Source organism: Zooshikella harenae (assembly GCF_018837975.1).
Lineage (GTDB): Bacteria > Pseudomonadota > Gammaproteobacteria > Pseudomonadales > Zooshikellaceae > Zooshikella > Zooshikella harenae.
This window is the reverse complement of sequence record NZ_JAGSOY010000042.1, coordinates 14,923-30,769: the sequence shown is the minus strand read 5'-3', so window position 1 is coordinate 30,769 and position 15,847 is coordinate 14,923. Positions and strand designations below refer to the sequence as shown.

Annotated in this window: 16 protein-coding genes, 1 tRNA gene and 1 other RNA gene; 8 read left to right on the top strand and 10 right to left on the bottom strand. The window is 40.4% G+C overall.

The window, feature by feature from the left end:
• Positions 1–228: 228 nt before the first annotated feature.
• Positions 229–304 (top strand) — tRNA-Thr (locus tag KCG35_RS16200).
• A 41-nt stretch (positions 305–345) separates the two neighbouring features.
• On the opposite strand, the gene KCG35_RS16195 is transcribed toward KCG35_RS16200, so the two are convergent.
• Positions 346–900, bottom strand: a complete 555-nt coding sequence (locus KCG35_RS16195; protein ID WP_215820836.1) for a hypothetical protein — start codon at positions 898–900, stop codon at positions 346–348.
• 556 nt (positions 901–1,456) lie between these two features.
• The gene (locus KCG35_RS16190) at positions 1,457–1,927 is read right to left on the bottom strand and encodes a C40 family peptidase (protein WP_215820835.1); all 471 of its coding nucleotides are present in this window, start codon (positions 1,925–1,927) and stop codon (positions 1,457–1,459) included.
• An 85-nt stretch (positions 1,928–2,012) separates the two neighbouring features.
• Here KCG35_RS16190 and KCG35_RS16185 point away from each other — a divergent pair, with 85 nt between their 5' ends.
• Positions 2,013–2,231: a hypothetical protein gene (locus tag KCG35_RS16185; RefSeq protein ID WP_215820834.1), complete on the top strand. Its 219-nt coding sequence runs from the start codon at positions 2,013–2,015 to the stop codon at positions 2,229–2,231.
• Between the two features lie 267 nt (positions 2,232–2,498).
• Here KCG35_RS16185 and gcvH read toward each other — a convergent pair whose 3' ends face one another.
• The 7 genes from gcvH to KCG35_RS16150 all read right to left on the bottom strand — a co-directional run bounded on the left by gcvH (position 2,499) and on the right by KCG35_RS16150 (position 10,647).
• Positions 2,499–2,891, bottom strand: coding sequence for a glycine cleavage system protein GcvH (gene gcvH, locus KCG35_RS16180; RefSeq protein WP_215820833.1), 393 nt, complete (start codon positions 2,889–2,891; stop codon positions 2,499–2,501).
• Between the two features lie 129 nt (positions 2,892–3,020).
• Positions 3,021–4,670, bottom strand: a complete 1,650-nt coding sequence (locus KCG35_RS16175; RefSeq protein ID WP_309227411.1) for an ABC transporter permease — start codon at positions 4,668–4,670, stop codon at positions 3,021–3,023.
• Positions 4,671–4,886: 216 nt separating this feature from the next.
• A complete protein-coding gene (locus KCG35_RS16170) occupies positions 4,887–5,918 on the bottom strand; it encodes an extracellular solute-binding protein (RefSeq protein ID WP_230409214.1) in 1,032 nt (343 codons plus the stop codon).
• Between the two features lie 138 nt (positions 5,919–6,056).
• Positions 6,057–7,337 (bottom strand): UbiH/UbiF/VisC/COQ6 family ubiquinone biosynthesis hydroxylase, encoded by a 1,281-nt coding sequence (locus KCG35_RS16165; protein ID WP_215820832.1) that lies wholly within the window; start codon positions 7,335–7,337, stop codon positions 6,057–6,059.
• Between the two features lie 12 nt (positions 7,338–7,349).
• Positions 7,350–8,573 carry a 2-octaprenyl-6-methoxyphenyl hydroxylase gene (gene ubiH, locus KCG35_RS16160; RefSeq protein ID WP_230409213.1) on the bottom strand — a complete coding sequence of 408 codons (1,224 nt, stop codon included), beginning with the start codon at positions 8,571–8,573 and terminating at the stop codon, positions 7,350–7,352.
• 22 nt (positions 8,574–8,595) lie between these two features.
• Positions 8,596–9,918, bottom strand: a complete 1,323-nt coding sequence (gene pepP / locus KCG35_RS16155) for a Xaa-Pro aminopeptidase (protein ID WP_215820830.1) — start codon at positions 9,916–9,918, stop codon at positions 8,596–8,598.
• A 135-nt stretch (positions 9,919–10,053) separates the two neighbouring features.
• Positions 10,054–10,647, bottom strand: coding sequence for a UPF0149 family protein (locus KCG35_RS16150; protein WP_215820829.1), 594 nt, complete (start codon positions 10,645–10,647; stop codon positions 10,054–10,056).
• A gap of 130 nt (positions 10,648–10,777) precedes the next feature.
• Between KCG35_RS16150 and KCG35_RS16145 the strand changes: the two genes are divergently transcribed.
• From KCG35_RS16145 to KCG35_RS16130, 4 genes are all read left to right on the top strand, one after another.
• On the top strand, positions 10,778–10,987 hold the full coding sequence (locus KCG35_RS16145; RefSeq protein ID WP_215820828.1) for a TIGR02449 family protein: 210 nt from the start codon (positions 10,778–10,780) through the stop codon (positions 10,985–10,987).
• Entirely contained in the window at positions 10,984–11,304 is a 321-nt protein-coding gene (locus KCG35_RS16140; RefSeq protein ID WP_215820827.1) for a cell division protein ZapA, read from the top strand. Before KCG35_RS16145 ends, KCG35_RS16140 begins: the two co-directional genes overlap by 4 nt.
• A 60-nt stretch (positions 11,305–11,364) precedes the next feature.
• A non-coding RNA gene (ssrS, locus tag KCG35_RS16135) (6S RNA) lies at positions 11,365–11,545 on the top strand.
• 16 nt (positions 11,546–11,561) lie between these two features.
• On the top strand, positions 11,562–12,152 hold the full coding sequence (locus KCG35_RS16130; RefSeq protein ID WP_215820826.1) for a 5-formyltetrahydrofolate cyclo-ligase: 591 nt from the start codon (positions 11,562–11,564) through the stop codon (positions 12,150–12,152).
• A 24-nt stretch (positions 12,153–12,176) separates the two neighbouring features.
• On the opposite strand, the gene KCG35_RS26700 is transcribed toward KCG35_RS16130, so the two are convergent.
• Positions 12,177–12,308: a hypothetical protein gene (locus tag KCG35_RS26700; protein ID WP_255561987.1), complete on the bottom strand. Its 132-nt coding sequence runs from the start codon at positions 12,306–12,308 to the stop codon at positions 12,177–12,179.
• A 410-nt stretch (positions 12,309–12,718) separates the two neighbouring features.
• On the opposite strand from KCG35_RS26700, the gene KCG35_RS16125 reads away from it, so the two are divergent.
• Both KCG35_RS16125 and KCG35_RS16120 read left to right on the top strand, forming a co-directional pair.
• Positions 12,719–13,192 (top strand): EVE domain-containing protein, encoded by a 474-nt coding sequence (locus tag KCG35_RS16125; RefSeq protein WP_215820825.1) that lies wholly within the window; start codon positions 12,719–12,721, stop codon positions 13,190–13,192.
• A 71-nt stretch (positions 13,193–13,263) separates the two neighbouring features.
• A complete protein-coding gene (locus tag KCG35_RS16120) occupies positions 13,264–15,825 on the top strand; it encodes a sensor domain-containing diguanylate cyclase (RefSeq protein ID WP_215820824.1) in 2,562 nt (853 codons plus the stop codon).
• The last annotated feature ends 22 nt before the right edge of the window (positions 15,826–15,847 follow it).

The window sequence follows — 15,847 nt, the reverse complement described above, 5'->3', positions numbered from 1 at the left end:
AATAACTGGACAGTCCTAAAAGGACACTTTACATAAACCTTTAATTACCTCATTTATTTATACAAACTTTTAACTAATCTAGCGAACCCATTACCCATGGGCTCGCTATTTTTTTGCTTCTTGCATTGACGTTCCTTCTATGCACAGCAATATCTAATGGACATATTTTGAACACCTATGAGCTATTGACATATTCACTTATCCAAACTAACATCTGCACTCTCCATTGCCGGTATAGCTCAGCTGGTAGAGCAACTGACTTGTAATCAGTAGGTCCTGGGTTCGACTCCTAGTGCCGGCACCATATCTCATTTTATCCTTCTGTTTGACTCTGACATCTAGTCACTAAAGTCCTGGGTTGTTTTTACCCAACAATTCAAAATTCCTGCTACCAGCGAATGTCATCTCAGTCCACTTGATTACACCAACAGCTTCTGCAAACCATATGTCACTGACTCCAGCATCATAGCATCCACCAGTCAACTTCAAGTGAGTAACATTATCAAAAGTTCCTGCTTTAGTAGTTAGCTGACCATATTTTTCATAGATAACAGTTTTGTCAGCACAGAAGAATTTAACATCACTTGAAAAACCAATGCCCGCTGAAAAATCAGTCATTAAATTAACTTTTTGGTCATACTCATTCCAAATATAAATTTGACCTTTTTCATTAGCTTTAAGCCATTGTTTGCCTAACCCTGCAAATTGATTGAATTTATACCAACCATTATTTTCATTCATTATTTTACTTTGAATGACATCATGGTTATTTTCGGAGTTGACATAAGTCAAACTATCTCCAACATTCATTCTAAAGAATTGATCTGCACAACCTATTGCAGGAACCATGCTGATAAGCATAACACCAATAAGTTTTTTGCTGAGTTTTAAAGTTTTCATGGCTACATCTCCTTATGTAGTATATTTTTAGTGCTGTTTTTTTATGACTTTATTTTTTTCTTTTTCCCTTTGATTAAAGTCTTAAAATCAACTGGGCTTTAAATTCTCTTTATGCTGTTATAATAGGACAGATAATTAAATAATAAAACCGAAAATTGGTAAGTAATTGTGCGTATTTATATTTTTGAAACAATTAAATGCAGGACAGATATGGCATTCAGCATACGACACTAAAAGAGTGAAAGTATTTTATTGATCAGAATCAATAAAATTTTTGCACAAAGAAAACGATTTTATTTTTCCCGTAAACAACCTTTACGCTATTAAGCAGGGAAGTTAGTAAGTGACCAGTTAGTTATTTTAATTTATTCATTCTGTCAGACATGGCTGAATAACCTACCTTCCTTGGTACTCTTTTGATAGGTATTAAGTCATCATAATTGAGTATTTAGTGACGATACATAACGTATTTGGTATAGAACGACATACAAGTATGATTAATTTTCACTGTTATGGGGAATTAATAGTAAATTGAGTTAAGTATTTACCGAAATAACTAATTAGCAAGTACGCGATTCACTCGATAGAGTCGCTTTGACCAATACTTACTGTTAATACTTGAAATAGTGACGCCTTTGCGGGTTGAAACATGTAAAAATTTACTTTCTCCCATAAAAATACCAACATGGCTTACTTTTCGACCATTATGAAAAAAAACCAAATCACCATACATAGCCTGGCTATACGGCACCCGCTTTCCTACTTTTATTTGGCTTCTGGAAGAACGAGGTAATTTTACATCAAACAGCTTTTTATAAGTTTGCTGGATAAAGGCGGAGCAATCAATGCCATTTTTAGTTGTGCCACCATAACGGTAAGGTGTTCCCTGCCAGTTTTGATAATGGTTATTTAATAACGTCTTAACTTCATTTTGAGAAGATAAATCTTCATCCCCGGTAAAAACAACACATCCTGTAATTTGTAAGGTGGCAATAAGTACTACTAACTTAAATATTCGAAACACCATAGGCAACGACTCCACATGTTGCATAATTTAAAAGGATACTTCTCTCTATAATCTCTCCGGATTTTCGTCTAGTTAGAGATTACAAATGATAAAAACAGCTGATGGTGTCACTCAAGCAGCTATACACTGTAATTTTGATGCATTTGCTATGTTAGGCACTCCTATGAAAATTCAAGCAAAAATTACACCAAAACAAATGTACTTTTGTTTGACAGAACAAAATGTTAATAGTTGCTTCTTAAGAGAAAATACAGCGCAAGACTTTGAAAGAAATCTATTTTTTATAGGCTATCGACTCTTATAATCTAAGTGAAATACTTATAAAAAGCTGTGTTTTTAAACATATTTGAAAGCGTCATTGAAATAGTATCAGAGGCACGACAACGTCTAAGAAGTGGGATATGGGGGCAAAACTCATATTGTATTATGTAGATGTCGTGCCTAAGCAACACTAAAGCAGAGGATTAGCACTCATGCCACAGATTAAGCGCCAATAATTTGAGTTAAAACACACAATGAGCAGCGTAACTGCTCATTTTTAATAAAAGATTTAAGTTGCGATCTTTAGCCACTATTCATCTGCTTCGCATAGCTCACTATACGCTTCAGCATCCAGCAGCTCATCAACTTCAACTTGATCTTTAATTTTTATTTTAAATAACCAGCCATCCCCATACGGGTCAGAGTTTACGAGTTCAGGCGCTTCTTCCAAATCTTCATTGATAGCAATTACATCACCAGAAAGTGGTGCAAACATATCAGAAGCGGCTTTGACTGATTCAATCGTCCCTACTTCATCACCTGCACTAATGGTTGCATCAACATCAGGCAACTCAATAAATACAACATCGCCTAGCAACTCCTGAGCATGGTCAGTAATACCAACCACAGCGGTGTTATCGTCCTCAAGGCGAACCCATTCATGGGTTGATACATAACGCAACTCTGCAGGTATGCTGCTCATTATTATTGTCCTCTCAAATGCTGAGTTCAAGGAGGTAAAACTGTCGTCTTAACCATAAACAACAGTTGCCATAACTGCAACCAAAAATCTCATGACAAGTACTACCGTATATACTTTATAGCCATTCCGTTATTTTTCACATTTATTCGTCGATTCTGGCTTACTTTCATTACGATAACGAGATTTTCTCATCAAAAGAAATACAGGAATAAGTCCAACTAATACTAAGGCTAATGCAGGTAATGCTGCCCGCTGCCATTCTCCCTCAGATGTCATTTCATAAATCCGTACTGCTAGTGTATCCCACCCAAATGGGCGCATTAAAAGAGTGGCAGGCATTTCTTTCATTACATCAACAAACACTAAAATGCCTGCTGTTATTAAGCCTGGAGCCAGCATCGGAACATAAACTCTCCTGACAATGGCTAGTCCACTTGCACCTAAACTTCGAGCTGCTTCATGAAGGCTTGATCGAATACTTTGTAAAGCCGCATCAACAGGACCAAAAGCAACCGCAATAAAGCGGATAATATAGGCTAAAAGCAAAGCAAGAAAGCTACCCAAAAGTAGCGGCTGCGCTGGTAAACCAACCCACTCTTGAAGTGGAATAAGAAGGTGATTATCTACCTGGCTGAAGGCAAACATAATACCTACAGCCAATACAGAACCAGGAAGTGCATAACCTAAATTTGCCGCCATTACAGCCTTCTTAAGCCAATGATCTTTATGAAACCGTTTAGCAAAGCTCAATACTAAGGCAACACATACAACAGCTAAACTTGCCGAACTGGCCAATAAAATTGAGTGCCCTACTAATCCTGCAAAATGGCTATCAATATCTTGTACTCCCTGCTTCACAACCCATACCAGTAATTGTGTTACTGGTAAAATAAAAGCAAAACCCAAGACAATCGAGGCATAAATTAATACAGCGTAACACTGTATACCTTTTAGTTTATACGGTTTACGCTGATGAGAGCGCTGTTGTAACGCATATTGTGTACTCCCCCTGCCCCGCTGCTCTAACCAAAACGCCACACACACAAATAGCATTAATAAAGTCGCCAGCTGGGCAGCCGCTTGTAAATTAAAAAAACCATACCAGGCTTTATAAATAGCTGTCGTAAACGTATCGTAATTAAATGTTGCGACAGTTCCAAAGTCCGCTAACGTTTCCATAAGTGCAAGACCGACTCCCGCAGCTATTGCAGGTCTCGCGATGGGTAGTGCAACCCGCCAAAAGGCTTGAAATGGTGTTAACCCTAAAATGCGAGCTGCATCCATTGCCCCCCTTCCCTGAGTAATAAATGCACTACGTGCCAACATATACACATAAGGGTAAAAAACTAACACCAATACCAACACAACCCCACCAGGACTGCGAATTGAAGGAAAAAACCGGCTTGTACCAAACCACTCTCTTAATAATGTTTGTAAAGGTCCACTAAATTCAAAAAACCCTAGATAAACAAACGCCAATACATACGCAGGAATCGCAAAAGGTAACATTAATGCCCAGTCAAAAAACTTCCGTCCAGGAAAGTCACACATTGTTGTTAGCCACGCTAAACTGACGCCAATTACCATCACCCCAAGACCAACCCCCACGAGCAAAAACAGCGTATTAGCAAGCAAACGACCTAGTTGAGTTTCAATTAAATGTAGCCAAATTTCTGTTTGAAAATCATGCCAACTAATAATCAGCACTAATAGAGGCATAAGGACAATGCCTGCAATCGTAAATGATAGGCGGCGAAGTAATGGAGGATGCTTTATCACAACGAGTTTACGTTCCTGATCAAAATACCCACAATAATAAATTAAGTGGTTATAAGTGTTGTATGTTTTTTATACCCCCAGGGCACAAAGGGGTAACCGTCAGGTGATGAAATCCCAGGAGCTTATATGAATATGTAAACTGGGTGAAGTCTGTAGAAAAGAGAAATTAAAAACGCCCGCAAATATACAACAGGCGCTTTATCAGTTGGTGAAAAATTAACGATAACCTGCGCGGTCCATTAACTTTATAGCTTCACCTTGTAACCGCCCTGCCGCCTCGACATTAAGCTGATCTTGTTTAAACTCTCCCCAACTGGCAACTACCCCAGAAGGTTTCACGCTTTGATTAGCTGGAAACTCCATATTAACATTGGCAAAAATTTTCTGAGCTTCTGGCTTACTTAACCACTCTAAAAAGGCAACGGCTGTTGCTTTATGTTTAGCATATTTAGTAATCCCAGCACCGGAAATATTTACATGCGTTCCAGATGATGACTGGTTTGCCCAAAATATTTTTAACTTAAGGTTAGGTTTTTCTTTTAATAAACGTCCAAAGTAGTATGTGTTCACAACAGTGACATCACACTGCCCTGCATCTACTGCTTGTAGCGCTAATGTATCATTAGAAAAAACGGGAGTAGCAAGATTATTTACCCAACCTTTTACAATCGCTTCTGTTTTATCTTGGCCTAAGCGGGCAATTAAAGTACCAACCAACGACTGGTTATAAACTTTTTTAGCTGTACGTAAACAAAGCCGCCCATCCCACTTACTAGAGGCTAAATCTTCATATGTGGATAACGCTTCCGGTTTTACACGGTCTGTCGCATAAACCATTGTTCGTGCACGCACAGACAAGCCAAACCAATAATTATTTGGATCTCGTAAGTGATCAGGAATATTTTTATTTAAAACTTCAGATTGCACAGGTTGCAACAAACCCTTTTGCTGCGCCTGCCACAAGTTTCCAGCGTCAACTGTAATAAACATGTCAGCAGGTGTTGTCTTTCCTTCAGCTTGCATTCTTGCAATTAAAGGACCCTCTGCATCTGTCACATAGCGGATTTTAACACCTGTCTCTTTTGTATATTGATCAAATAAAGGCTTAATTAGGTGTTCTTTGCGTGAAGAGTAAATAACCATCTCACCTTTATTTTCAGTGCTGCTGGCAGCACTCATATCAGCGATAGTCAGTGTCGCAATGAAAAACGAGGTCAATGCTAATGAGGAAAAACGTTTTTGAGACATAAGTGACTCCTGTAACTATATACTGCTAATGATAATGATTAACATTTATACAAGCAACAAACTCTCACGTCTCAATGAGCATCAAGTTAAAGGGTTATATATCTCCATGATAAAAAAAGCTCACAACATCTGTTTTACTTACACACCTACAGCTCTCTTTATTAGCTGCTGCTTTAACCATGCTTGCTTGTTTACCCAGCTTAAACCTTGATTACGCAACCATCTAACGGGTAACTGCTGGCTTTGAAAAGTATGTTGAAAGCTTTCCATTAAACCCATCATCATCAGGTTATCCGGCATCCGTTGTCGCTGATAACGGGACAGAATGTGTTCACCTCCCGGAGCATCGCCTCTTTTAGCGGCGCGAGCAACTTCTGCCACTAATGCAAGTGCATCAGCCATTCCCAAGTTCATGCCTTGGCCCGCAAGAGGATGAATGGTATGAGCAGCATCTCCAGCAAGCACAACACCTTTCTTATAATATTGTTTGGCATGCCGCTGACGTAATGGGAATGATGCTTGATCTTTGATCTCAATAGCCTTCCCTATACGTGACTCAGTAGCCTGTGAAAGTTGCTTCAAAAACATCTGTGTCGGCACTTTCATTAACGCCTCTATTTGAGTAGCAGGAGCTGACCAGACAATTGAAGTTGCATTCTCACTAGGCTCATCTTGAGCAGAGCTTAACTCGTTCAATGGTAATAACGCTAAGGGGCCAGTTGGCAAAAATACTTGCCAAGCAGTTTGCTGATGAGTGTTTTCCCATTTAACCGTAGCAACTAAAGCATGATGTAAATAATCCCATTCCCGGGTAGTAAATTGTGCTAAACGACGTACCTGTGACTTAGCACCATCAGCGCCAATAACTAACGAAGCAGACAACTCTTGTCCACCATTTAATACAACGGTATAGGGATAATACTGGGAAGTTGAGTTGGTATTAGTATTTTGAGATACATGTGGACTTGAAAGCACCGCAGGCGTATTAGCGACTAACGCTGTTAACATATGCTCTGCGTAGACATCAATTGTTGTTTGTTGCCCAATTTGCTGCCAAAGTGCTGCTTGAATAGCCCGGTTTTCGATAATATAACCCAGTTGTCTGCGATGAACCTCTTCTGCCGTAAACTGGATATTTCCTGTCCCTTCACTATCCCATACAAACATGCGCTTAAATGCACTACTACGAAACGCTTCTATAGCAGTCCAAACTTTGAGCTGAGTAAGAAAGTCAACGGTTGCCAAGGTAACAGCACTTACCCGATTATCGATATGATCAGCTTTGGGCCATGATGTTAATTGATCAAGGGACTGATTATCGACAATTGCAATTTTATAGTCAGTTTGCTGACTTATCCCCAAGGCAATAGCAGCACCAACCATACCGCCACCGACAATCACAATATCATATGAGTTCATTAACCTTCAGCCCTAATCGATTTTTGCAGCAGGTAACCCCATGCCCATAGCATGCTGCGTGAACAATGACTTGCCAGGAAAACAAAGATCCAGGCCGACCAAACCAAGGTTTCTCAAAATAGAAAGTGTGGGGGTAGTAGAACTAAACCAACGCACCAAACGATCACTCCATTGGATAGTCGCTTGTTGATCTGCTTCTTGCCGCTTCACATAGTGATGCAATGTTTTGAGCGCATAAAGAGGCTGTCCCAGAGCTAAAGCTTCTTTAATAACCTCGGCCAAACGCAGTGCATCTCGTAATGCCAAGTTAAAGCCTTGCCCAGCTACAGGATGTAACTGATGTGCCGCATTGCCCAACACAACAAGCCCTGGGCGCACTTGCTCAGTGCTACATCGAAGGGTAAGTGGATAAATATGCCGAAGACCAACCTTCGTAAACCGGCCCAACCGATAACCAAAGTTTTGCTGTAAATGTGAGGCAAAATCTACTTCTGACATTAATGCAATATCATCAACCATTGTTTCTGGAAGTGACCAAACCAGCGCACAGTGTTTACCTGATAACGGCAGTAACGCCATGGGGCCTGATTCAGTAAAACGTTCATAAGCAACATTATTGTGAGGCTTGCTTAAGGCGGCATTTGCGATCAACGCCGACTGGTTATAATGCTTTTCAGTTACATCAATCCCAAGCTGCTCCGTTAGCCCTGAACGCCCACCATCGGCAATAATTACCAGGTTAGCGGTAATTGTTTCTGTCGTATCATTACGCTCAACCTGTAACGAAGTACCTTTATCATTGGGGCTAAGTGCCACTACTTTGGCTGGCATGATAAGCTCTAGCTTCTGCTTTTCTTCTGCCACCTTTAAATGCTTAAAGAGGGTTTGTCCCAAGTGTTGATTACTCACAACATAACCTAGTGCAGACACCCCTTCATCTTGTGCATGCAAGCGAGTAAAACCAAAATGTCCTTGATTGGATACATGAATATGCTCAATAGGTGTTGCATAGGTATTGAGCTCATCCCATAACCCTAGCTGCTCAAACAGTAAACGGGTTCCCCATGCTAAGGCTGTTGAGCGAGCATCAAAGCTAGGCTGTGCATCTACCTGGGGAGTTGCTGGAAATGGTGCAGCCTCAATTAACGCAACTTTTTGCGGAAACATTCGTGCCAGTGCATGTGCCAGTGTTGCACCAACCATTCCTCCACCCACAATGACTACAGGAAAGTGCATCAACATCCCCTCAATTCGCTACCTACTGTGCCTGCTGTATCAATGCTTCAATCTCATGTACCTGTTTGGGTACTGCACTGGTTACAACAATGTGTCCTGTCTCTGTAACAACAACATCATCCTCAATACGCACCCCAATCCCTCGCCACTTAGGATCAACATCCATATTATCTGGCGCAATATAAATCCCTGGCTCAATGGTTAGCACCATGCCTGGCTCCAAATCACGCCACTGTCCAGCAATTCGATAATCGCCAACATCATGCACATCCATACCAATCCAGTGACTGGATTTATGCATGTAGAAAGGCTTATAGGCTTCATCCTCAATTAACTTATTCACATCCCCTGTTAAAATCCCAAGTTTAACCAAGCCTTCAGCGATTACTCGCACAGTAATATCATGAATATGATTAAACACGGTGCCAGGTTTTATTGCTTCAATTGCTTCAAGCTGAGCCGTCAGTACAAGATCATAGATAGCTCTCTGCTCTTCAGAAAATCGCCCATTAATAGGGAAAGTACGGGTTATATCTGCGGCATAGTGGTCTAACTCACAGCCCGCATCAATAAGAATGAGATCACCATCCTTAAGCTGACAATCATTGTTGGTGTAATGCAGGATACATGCATTCTCCCCCCCTCCCACAATACTGGGATAAGCAGCAAAGCGAGCGCCTGCATGCATAAATTCATGAAGAATTTCAGCCTCTAGCTGATACTCATACAAACCAGGACGGCAAGCACGCATTGCCCTTAAATGAGCCTTTGCAGAGATTTCACCAGCTTCTGTCATTACTGTAATTTCCGCATCACTTTTAAATAGCCGCTGTTCATGCAAGATATTTTCAAGCGCAACAAACTCTCCTGGTGGCTGTGCACCTTGTTTGGTTTTCGATTTAATCGACTTTATCCAACCCATTAAGTGACGATCAAAGAGTTCATTTGCCCCAATGGCATAGTAAACTCTGGAACGTCCCTCTATAAGGCCAGGCAATATTTCATCAATATCATTAATAGGGAACGCATCATCCATCCCATATTCAGCCACAGCACCTTCTTGACCAGCCCGTCGTCCTTCCCATAGTTCCTTTTCAGGATCCTTTTCCTGGCAAAAAAGCACAGCTTCACCATGTGTTCTTCCAGGAATTAACACTAATACCGACTCAGACTCAGCAAATCCAGTTAAGTAATAAAAGTCACTATCCTGACGATAAGGATGCTCTACATCTCGATTACGGGGCTGCAATGGCGCGGAAGGTAAAATGGCAATGCTATTTGCTTCCATCTCAGCCATTAACGCACTTCGACGATGCTTATATTCTACTGCGGTAATTTTTTTCATTTAGATTCCCTATGATTACCAAGTTGAGCAACTCACCACTTTACTGGACGCACTGCTAGTGTCTTCTTTACTTAAAAAAACACCTTACTTAACTTTGTTTATGCGAATATCTTTGTCAACGTTAACACGGAAAAGTTAATGTTTTTTCTTAGGCTGGCTTGACTGCACCTGCTTTTGATCAGCAGTTTTATTAAACTCTGTGTAAACTAATAATGCAGCCATACGAACATATTCAATAATTTCAGTTAAGTCTGACTCATTGCAATCACTATCTTCTAATTCTGTTTCTAACTGTGCAATTTGAGCAAAATCACGAAGTATGCCAATAATTTCCTCAGACAGTGATGACTGAATAGCTCCCCCTAAACCAAACCCAGCCAAAAAACTTTGAGACCAGCCACCAATGGCACGTGCCTGTGCTGTCAAAGATTCTGAGTCATCAGGAAGTAAAGGCTGAAAACCAAAGGCTTGATCCTCAAGCTCAGTAATCACATGGTCATACAGATTAATTAACTTAACCTTTGCCTCATCCGTTAAGGCTTCAATATCCATCATTTTTTGTGCAACCTGTAACCATGCGTCTGGCTGAAAACGTTTTCCCGAACACAAATAACCCGTCAATTGGCCATGTAACTCTGCAGGGGTTTGTATCGACTTTAAGCTAGAAAACAATTCAAACAAATTGTCATAGTCAAGGGCTTTCTCGTCACGTTGAGGATTATTGACCATATATTAAACCTATGCCCACCAATTAATTGGAGTAATGCTATCATTTCAATGTGTAACACTGTACCAAAGATTGACCCTTTTCATCAGGCACTCTATAGTAACCGCTGATATTACGGCTAATCTAAAGGCTATGGATGAACAATTAAATAACATGCTTCATCACAAAATTGATGAGCTATTAGCTCTATGCCAGCAATTACTAGAAGAAAACCAAACGCTTAAAGCAAGTGAGCAAACATGGCGTGAGGAACGGGCACAACTCGTCGAGAAGAATGAACTCGCTCGTAGCAAAGTTGAAGCCATGATCAGCCGACTTAAAGCTCTGGAACAAGAATCATGAGCAATTCTGCTGTTAATACCACAACTGTTAGTATTTTAGATAAAGATTACCGTGTTAGCTGTGGCGAAGAAGAAAAAGCCGCGCTCGTAGAAGCAGCTAACTACTTGGACAGTAAAATGCGTGATATTCGTGGAACTGGCAAGGTAATTGGTTTAGAACGCATAGCGGTAATGGCTGCATTAAATATAGCCCATGAGTTATTACAGCTGGCAAAATCTATCTCCAAAGACCAGGAAGAAACCAAACGTCAGGTGGAACAGATCGTTAAAAAAGTAGATAAGGTGTTACAAGACGTAAATAGTGACCCTGGTTATTGATGCAAAAATTATCTAAAAAAAACCGCGACAATTTTTCTTAAATCATTATAATCTTAAACAGGCTCCCTGGTTTGCAGGCCAGTCACGACTGTCCCTGAGCCGATAATCGAAGATTAGGAGGCTCCTCGTAAATACTGGAGTGCATGTCCACTTAAAAGTGGAAAGCCCAACGTATTTCAGCAGCCACCACCTTGAACCATGGGTTCAAGGGCTATACTGACAGCGGCAAACTGGGGGTCATTCTTTTTTTCTGTAATATGAACCCAACTCGAAAATCACTTCGTACAACATTACGCCAAAAGCGTCGCCAGCTCTCCAAGCACCAACAGCAACGTGCCAGCGAATGTCTTTTATCCAGCCTAAAAAAAAATCCAGTATTTATAAAAAGCAAAACAGTTGCTGTGTATATTGCCAATGATGGTGAAATTAACTTATCACCTACTATTCGTTTTCTATGGGAATCAGGAAAGCAGGTATTTTTACCTGTCCTTAGACCAGATAAACACAACCGACTATGGTTTGTTCATTATCAGCCACATACAACATTAAGCCTGAATAGCTTTAGCATTCCTGAACCAACTCGCCGAGGAAATAAAGTTATTACGCCTTGGGCACTAGACCTTGTCCTCTTACCACTGGTTGGCTTTGATATTCATGGAGGTCGTTTGGGAATGGGGGGGGGCTTCTATGACCGAACCTTTGCTTTTGTACAGACAATACCACACATGCGCCACCCTAAATTAATGGGCGTCGCACATGAGTGCCAACGTGTAGATAAACTGCCTACAGCCAGTTGGGATATACCCTTAAATGCAATAGCCACTGACCAACGGGTGTATCAATGTTAGCTAAAAACAGGGGAAAGCGTTTAGCTAGCGCTTACCTGTCTCATGGTGGGAAGATAACGCGAAGCTTTCATTAATTTGCACAAACCCCGTAGCTATAACCCCAAACAAAAAAAGCACAACCAATACCGTCATGAAATCTGGTTTTTTTTGTGTCATGACAATTAACACCACAAATTAAGTTACCGTCACTGGTTAAGAACAATAAGTCACATACCCTTCAAAATTTTTTGTAAGGTATAAACAACTATATATGAAATCTAATATATACATAATACAAGTAGTCTGTTTACTGAGATTAACGCTTTATTAAAAGCATGTTTACTATTATTTTAATGCCTAAAAATTCTCAATCAGTTTACAAACCAACTACTCGTAGTATTTATTAATAATTTTCCTTCTTCACTCAATCAAATAGCGTTGTCATATGAGTTATAGGACCCATAAATAATACGCTAACTGCCGCATTCTACTCCGATAGATAGCAAGCAAATGTGATGTTTGCCACATTACGTTAGAATAATACCAATAGAATGAATTTATTTTCTTATTTCAAGGTCTATCTCCAAATGGCTAAAAAACCACACTACTGGCTAATAAAAAGTGAACCTAATGCCTTTAGCATTGATGACCTATTTAACTCACCAGACCAAACTGAATCTTGGGATGGTGTAAGAAACTATCAAGCACGCAATATGATGCGTGACGAAATGCACCTGGGCGATCTGGTTCTTTTTTACCACTCAAGTTGTAAACCTCCTGGCATTGTAGGCATTGCAGAAGTCAGCCGAACTGCTTACCCTGATCATACTGCTTGGGACCCAAACTCACCCTACTTTGACGCAAAAAGCACGCCTGAACACCCCCGCTGGTTCATGGTAGATATAAAGTTCTACAAAAAATATTCCCGTATAATCAGTCTAGACGAACTGAAACAACAACCAGAACTTTGTGAAATGCCCTTAGTTAAACGAGGAAGCCGTTTATCCATTATGCCTGTAACCCAACAACAATGGGACATTATTAACAAGCTAGCAGATTAACATCTCTAACTATTTTGTTTCATTACCCATATCCGTCTTTTCCTCCTACAGACTGAGGCTTTGCCAGCTTAATGCCTGGTAAAGCAGCACTTACGTCTTCTGACAAACAGTACAGTGACATGCTAGTCAAGACTATGTACCAAGACTATGCTGTTTTTATGGTGCATAAAATCCATAAGTACTTATTGCAGATACAGGGTGTTTTTGCTCAGTGTTATAGCATATTTATTGTTGGTGGCTCAGCTACATTAATTGTAGGCGCAGCCTGTTTGCTTGCACTCAGCCAGACAGCTTGGGGGGTCTCTATAGCACTAATACTGTTAGCAAGTGCAACACTATCCCATTACCGCCATCATTATCGCTTCTCCGTCGTACTCGGTGGCCTAACACTTTTTACCACGTTGATTTCTCTGGCAACCCAACTGGTAACCACTGACTATAGCACGTTATCAATTTACTCCCCTTCCCAAGATCTAAACAATAACCCTTTAGTGACCCTTGCTTCATTAACAGTACTTGGCGCTGGCAGTATTAGCTTCCTAATTAACGAACGTATTTCCCCCCTCAAAAGCCTGCCATTCACTCGAGGATTTTTAGCCTGCTGGCCATTGATCTATGGCATAACAGGACTCTACACACTCTTACTTGACCTACCACCCCAGTATGGGTTTACCCATTTTTTTTCCACTCTTTATGGAGATAACCTCCTTATCAGCCTCAGTGGACTAACCCTTATCATTGAACATACACCTTGGGAAAAATACCAAGAAGAGCGAGTGCCTGCCTGGGTTCCCCCCTATTTTGGTTTGATCATGGTTTTAGTATCATTACTGGGTTACATGATTCTTGAAAAGAAAGACTACAATTTTCTAAAGCAAAATACCCAGCACACCACTCAGCAACTTGCCACAGAAATAAATCGATCACTCAATGCACAACGCAATGCTTTGCAACGTATGGCTGAACGCTGGTCAGTCCTAAAAACAATACCTAAAAGTGTATGGATAGCAGACGCCAATAATTTGCTTAAAGACTTTCCAAACTTTCAAGCCCTTGAGTGGATGGACCAAGACTACACGATTCGCTGGGTTGTTCCCCTTGAGTCTAACAAGAAAGTGATTAACTTCCGGATACCACCCAGTAATCCCGCTATATTCCATCTAAGAAGGGCTTTCACCCAGCAAAGTAGTGTAACCACTCAAGTTATTCCACTTGTGCAAGGCGGAGAGGGCTTTATTAATTACACGCCGATATTTGATCAAAAAAATAATTTCTTCGGCTTTATTGTAGGAGTTTTCCGTGTCAAATCGGTAATCAACAGTTTACTGTCAAATCAATCTGATTATGAAGGGTTTGCTTTCAAAGTCATTGAAAGCGGTAGAATTATTTATCAAACCGATTATTTAGAAGGTTATGACCGACATGCTGCCATTAAAATCAGTACTAATATCAATGAACATTCGCCTTGGACAATCTATGGCTACCCGTCTTTTACCATTAGCCAAAAAAGTCACTCACTCTTACCTTTAACAGCTTTTATTGCCGCTATCTGTTTGAGTGGTTTTTTCACACTATGCTTATCGACTTTACGTAGAGTATATATTGAGAGCGAAAAAGCACAAAAAGCGAACGATAAGCTTACTCATGAAATCCAAGAGCGCCAACGAATTGAAGAACAATTTCAAGAGCAAACATTGCAATTGGATTTATTTACTAATTTAGTCAACTTATCTCGCGATGCTCTCATTATTGTTGATTACAATACACGTGAGTTGATGTATTACAATAACTCCACATTTACATCATTAGGCTATGCTGAACATGAGTTTATGCTCGCATTACAACACGGCAATTTAGTTGCCAAAAAAATGGAGCGTATTATACAAAAAGCAGCATCATCCCGACGAAAGCTTACTTCAAGCATTTATCAAATGGAGGTGATTAAAAAGGATGGCTCTGCACTACAAGTCGAAGTGACTACACGCACTACTATACTAAACCGTCGAAAGTATCTACTGGTTGTAGTCCATGATGTAACTGAACATCGCGAACTTGAAAAACGACTCATCACTCTTTCAACACGTGATATGCTCACTGGTGTTTACAACCGTAAACACTTTGAGTCAATGCTTATCAATGAGTGGGAACGTGCTGCTCGGCAGGAAGAGCCTTTAGCCCTCATGATAATCGATATTGATAACTTTCGTTTTTACAATGAAGCTCATGGTCACCAACAAGGAGATATCTGCTTAAAAGATGTCGCTAATATTTTGAAGCGATCAATCACTCGAAGTGTTGATGTTTTAAGCCGGTTTGAAGGGCAGCAGTTTGTTGCCTTACTCCCTGAGACTGACCAATTAGGGGCAGAAGAAATTGCGCGCCGTATTCACAATAACTTACACGATGCCCATATTCATCACCCTCTTTCAGGCATTGCTTCATTTGTGACCGTATCAATAGGTCTATCAGCAGGTACTCCTGAACCAGGCTCTTGTAGTCAGGACTTAGTCAAGTTCGCACAGAAAGCATTAGCACTTGCTAAAAAAGGTGGGAGCAATCAGACCGTTTGCAATGAACATGTCCGGCCTGATCTTCATGAAGTGAAAAAAAGTAAACAACACAAGCAACAATAAAGTGATACTCACCTAAAATCTA

Excerpts from the sequence above, each read along its gene's own strand:
- KCG35_RS16195 (WP_215820836.1), bottom strand. The coding sequence starts at position 900 with ATGAAAACTTTAAAACTCAGCAAAAAACTTATTGGTGTTATGCTTATC.
- KCG35_RS16190 (WP_215820835.1), bottom strand. The coding sequence starts at position 1,927 with ATGGTGTTTCGAATATTTAAGTTAGTAGTACTTATTGCCACCTTACAA.
- KCG35_RS16185 (WP_215820834.1), top strand. The coding sequence starts at position 2,013 with ATGATAAAAACAGCTGATGGTGTCACTCAAGCAGCTATACACTGTAAT.
- gcvH (WP_215820833.1), bottom strand. The coding sequence starts at position 2,891 with ATGAGCAGCATACCTGCAGAGTTGCGTTATGTATCAACCCATGAATGG.
- KCG35_RS16170 (WP_230409214.1), bottom strand. The coding sequence starts at position 5,918 with ATGTCTCAAAAACGTTTTTCCTCATTAGCATTGACCTCGTTTTTCATT.
- KCG35_RS16165 (WP_215820832.1), bottom strand. The coding sequence starts at position 7,337 with ATGAACTCATATGATATTGTGATTGTCGGTGGCGGTATGGTTGGTGCT.
- ubiH (WP_230409213.1), bottom strand. The coding sequence starts at position 8,573 with ATGCACTTTCCTGTAGTCATTGTGGGTGGAGGAATGGTTGGTGCAACA.
- pepP (WP_215820830.1), bottom strand. The coding sequence starts at position 9,918 with ATGAAAAAAATTACCGCAGTAGAATATAAGCATCGTCGAAGTGCGTTA.
- KCG35_RS16150 (WP_215820829.1), bottom strand. The coding sequence starts at position 10,647 with ATGGTCAATAATCCTCAACGTGACGAGAAAGCCCTTGACTATGACAAT.
- KCG35_RS16145 (WP_215820828.1), top strand. The coding sequence starts at position 10,778 with ATGGATGAACAATTAAATAACATGCTTCATCACAAAATTGATGAGCTA.
- KCG35_RS16140 (WP_215820827.1), top strand. The coding sequence starts at position 10,984 with ATGAGCAATTCTGCTGTTAATACCACAACTGTTAGTATTTTAGATAAA.
- KCG35_RS16130 (WP_215820826.1), top strand. The coding sequence starts at position 11,562 with ATGAACCCAACTCGAAAATCACTTCGTACAACATTACGCCAAAAGCGT.
- KCG35_RS26700 (WP_255561987.1), bottom strand. The coding sequence starts at position 12,308 with ATGACACAAAAAAAACCAGATTTCATGACGGTATTGGTTGTGCTTTTT.
- KCG35_RS16125 (WP_215820825.1), top strand. The coding sequence starts at position 12,719 with ATGGCTAAAAAACCACACTACTGGCTAATAAAAAGTGAACCTAATGCC.
- KCG35_RS16120 (WP_215820824.1), top strand. The coding sequence starts at position 13,264 with ATGCCTGGTAAAGCAGCACTTACGTCTTCTGACAAACAGTACAGTGAC.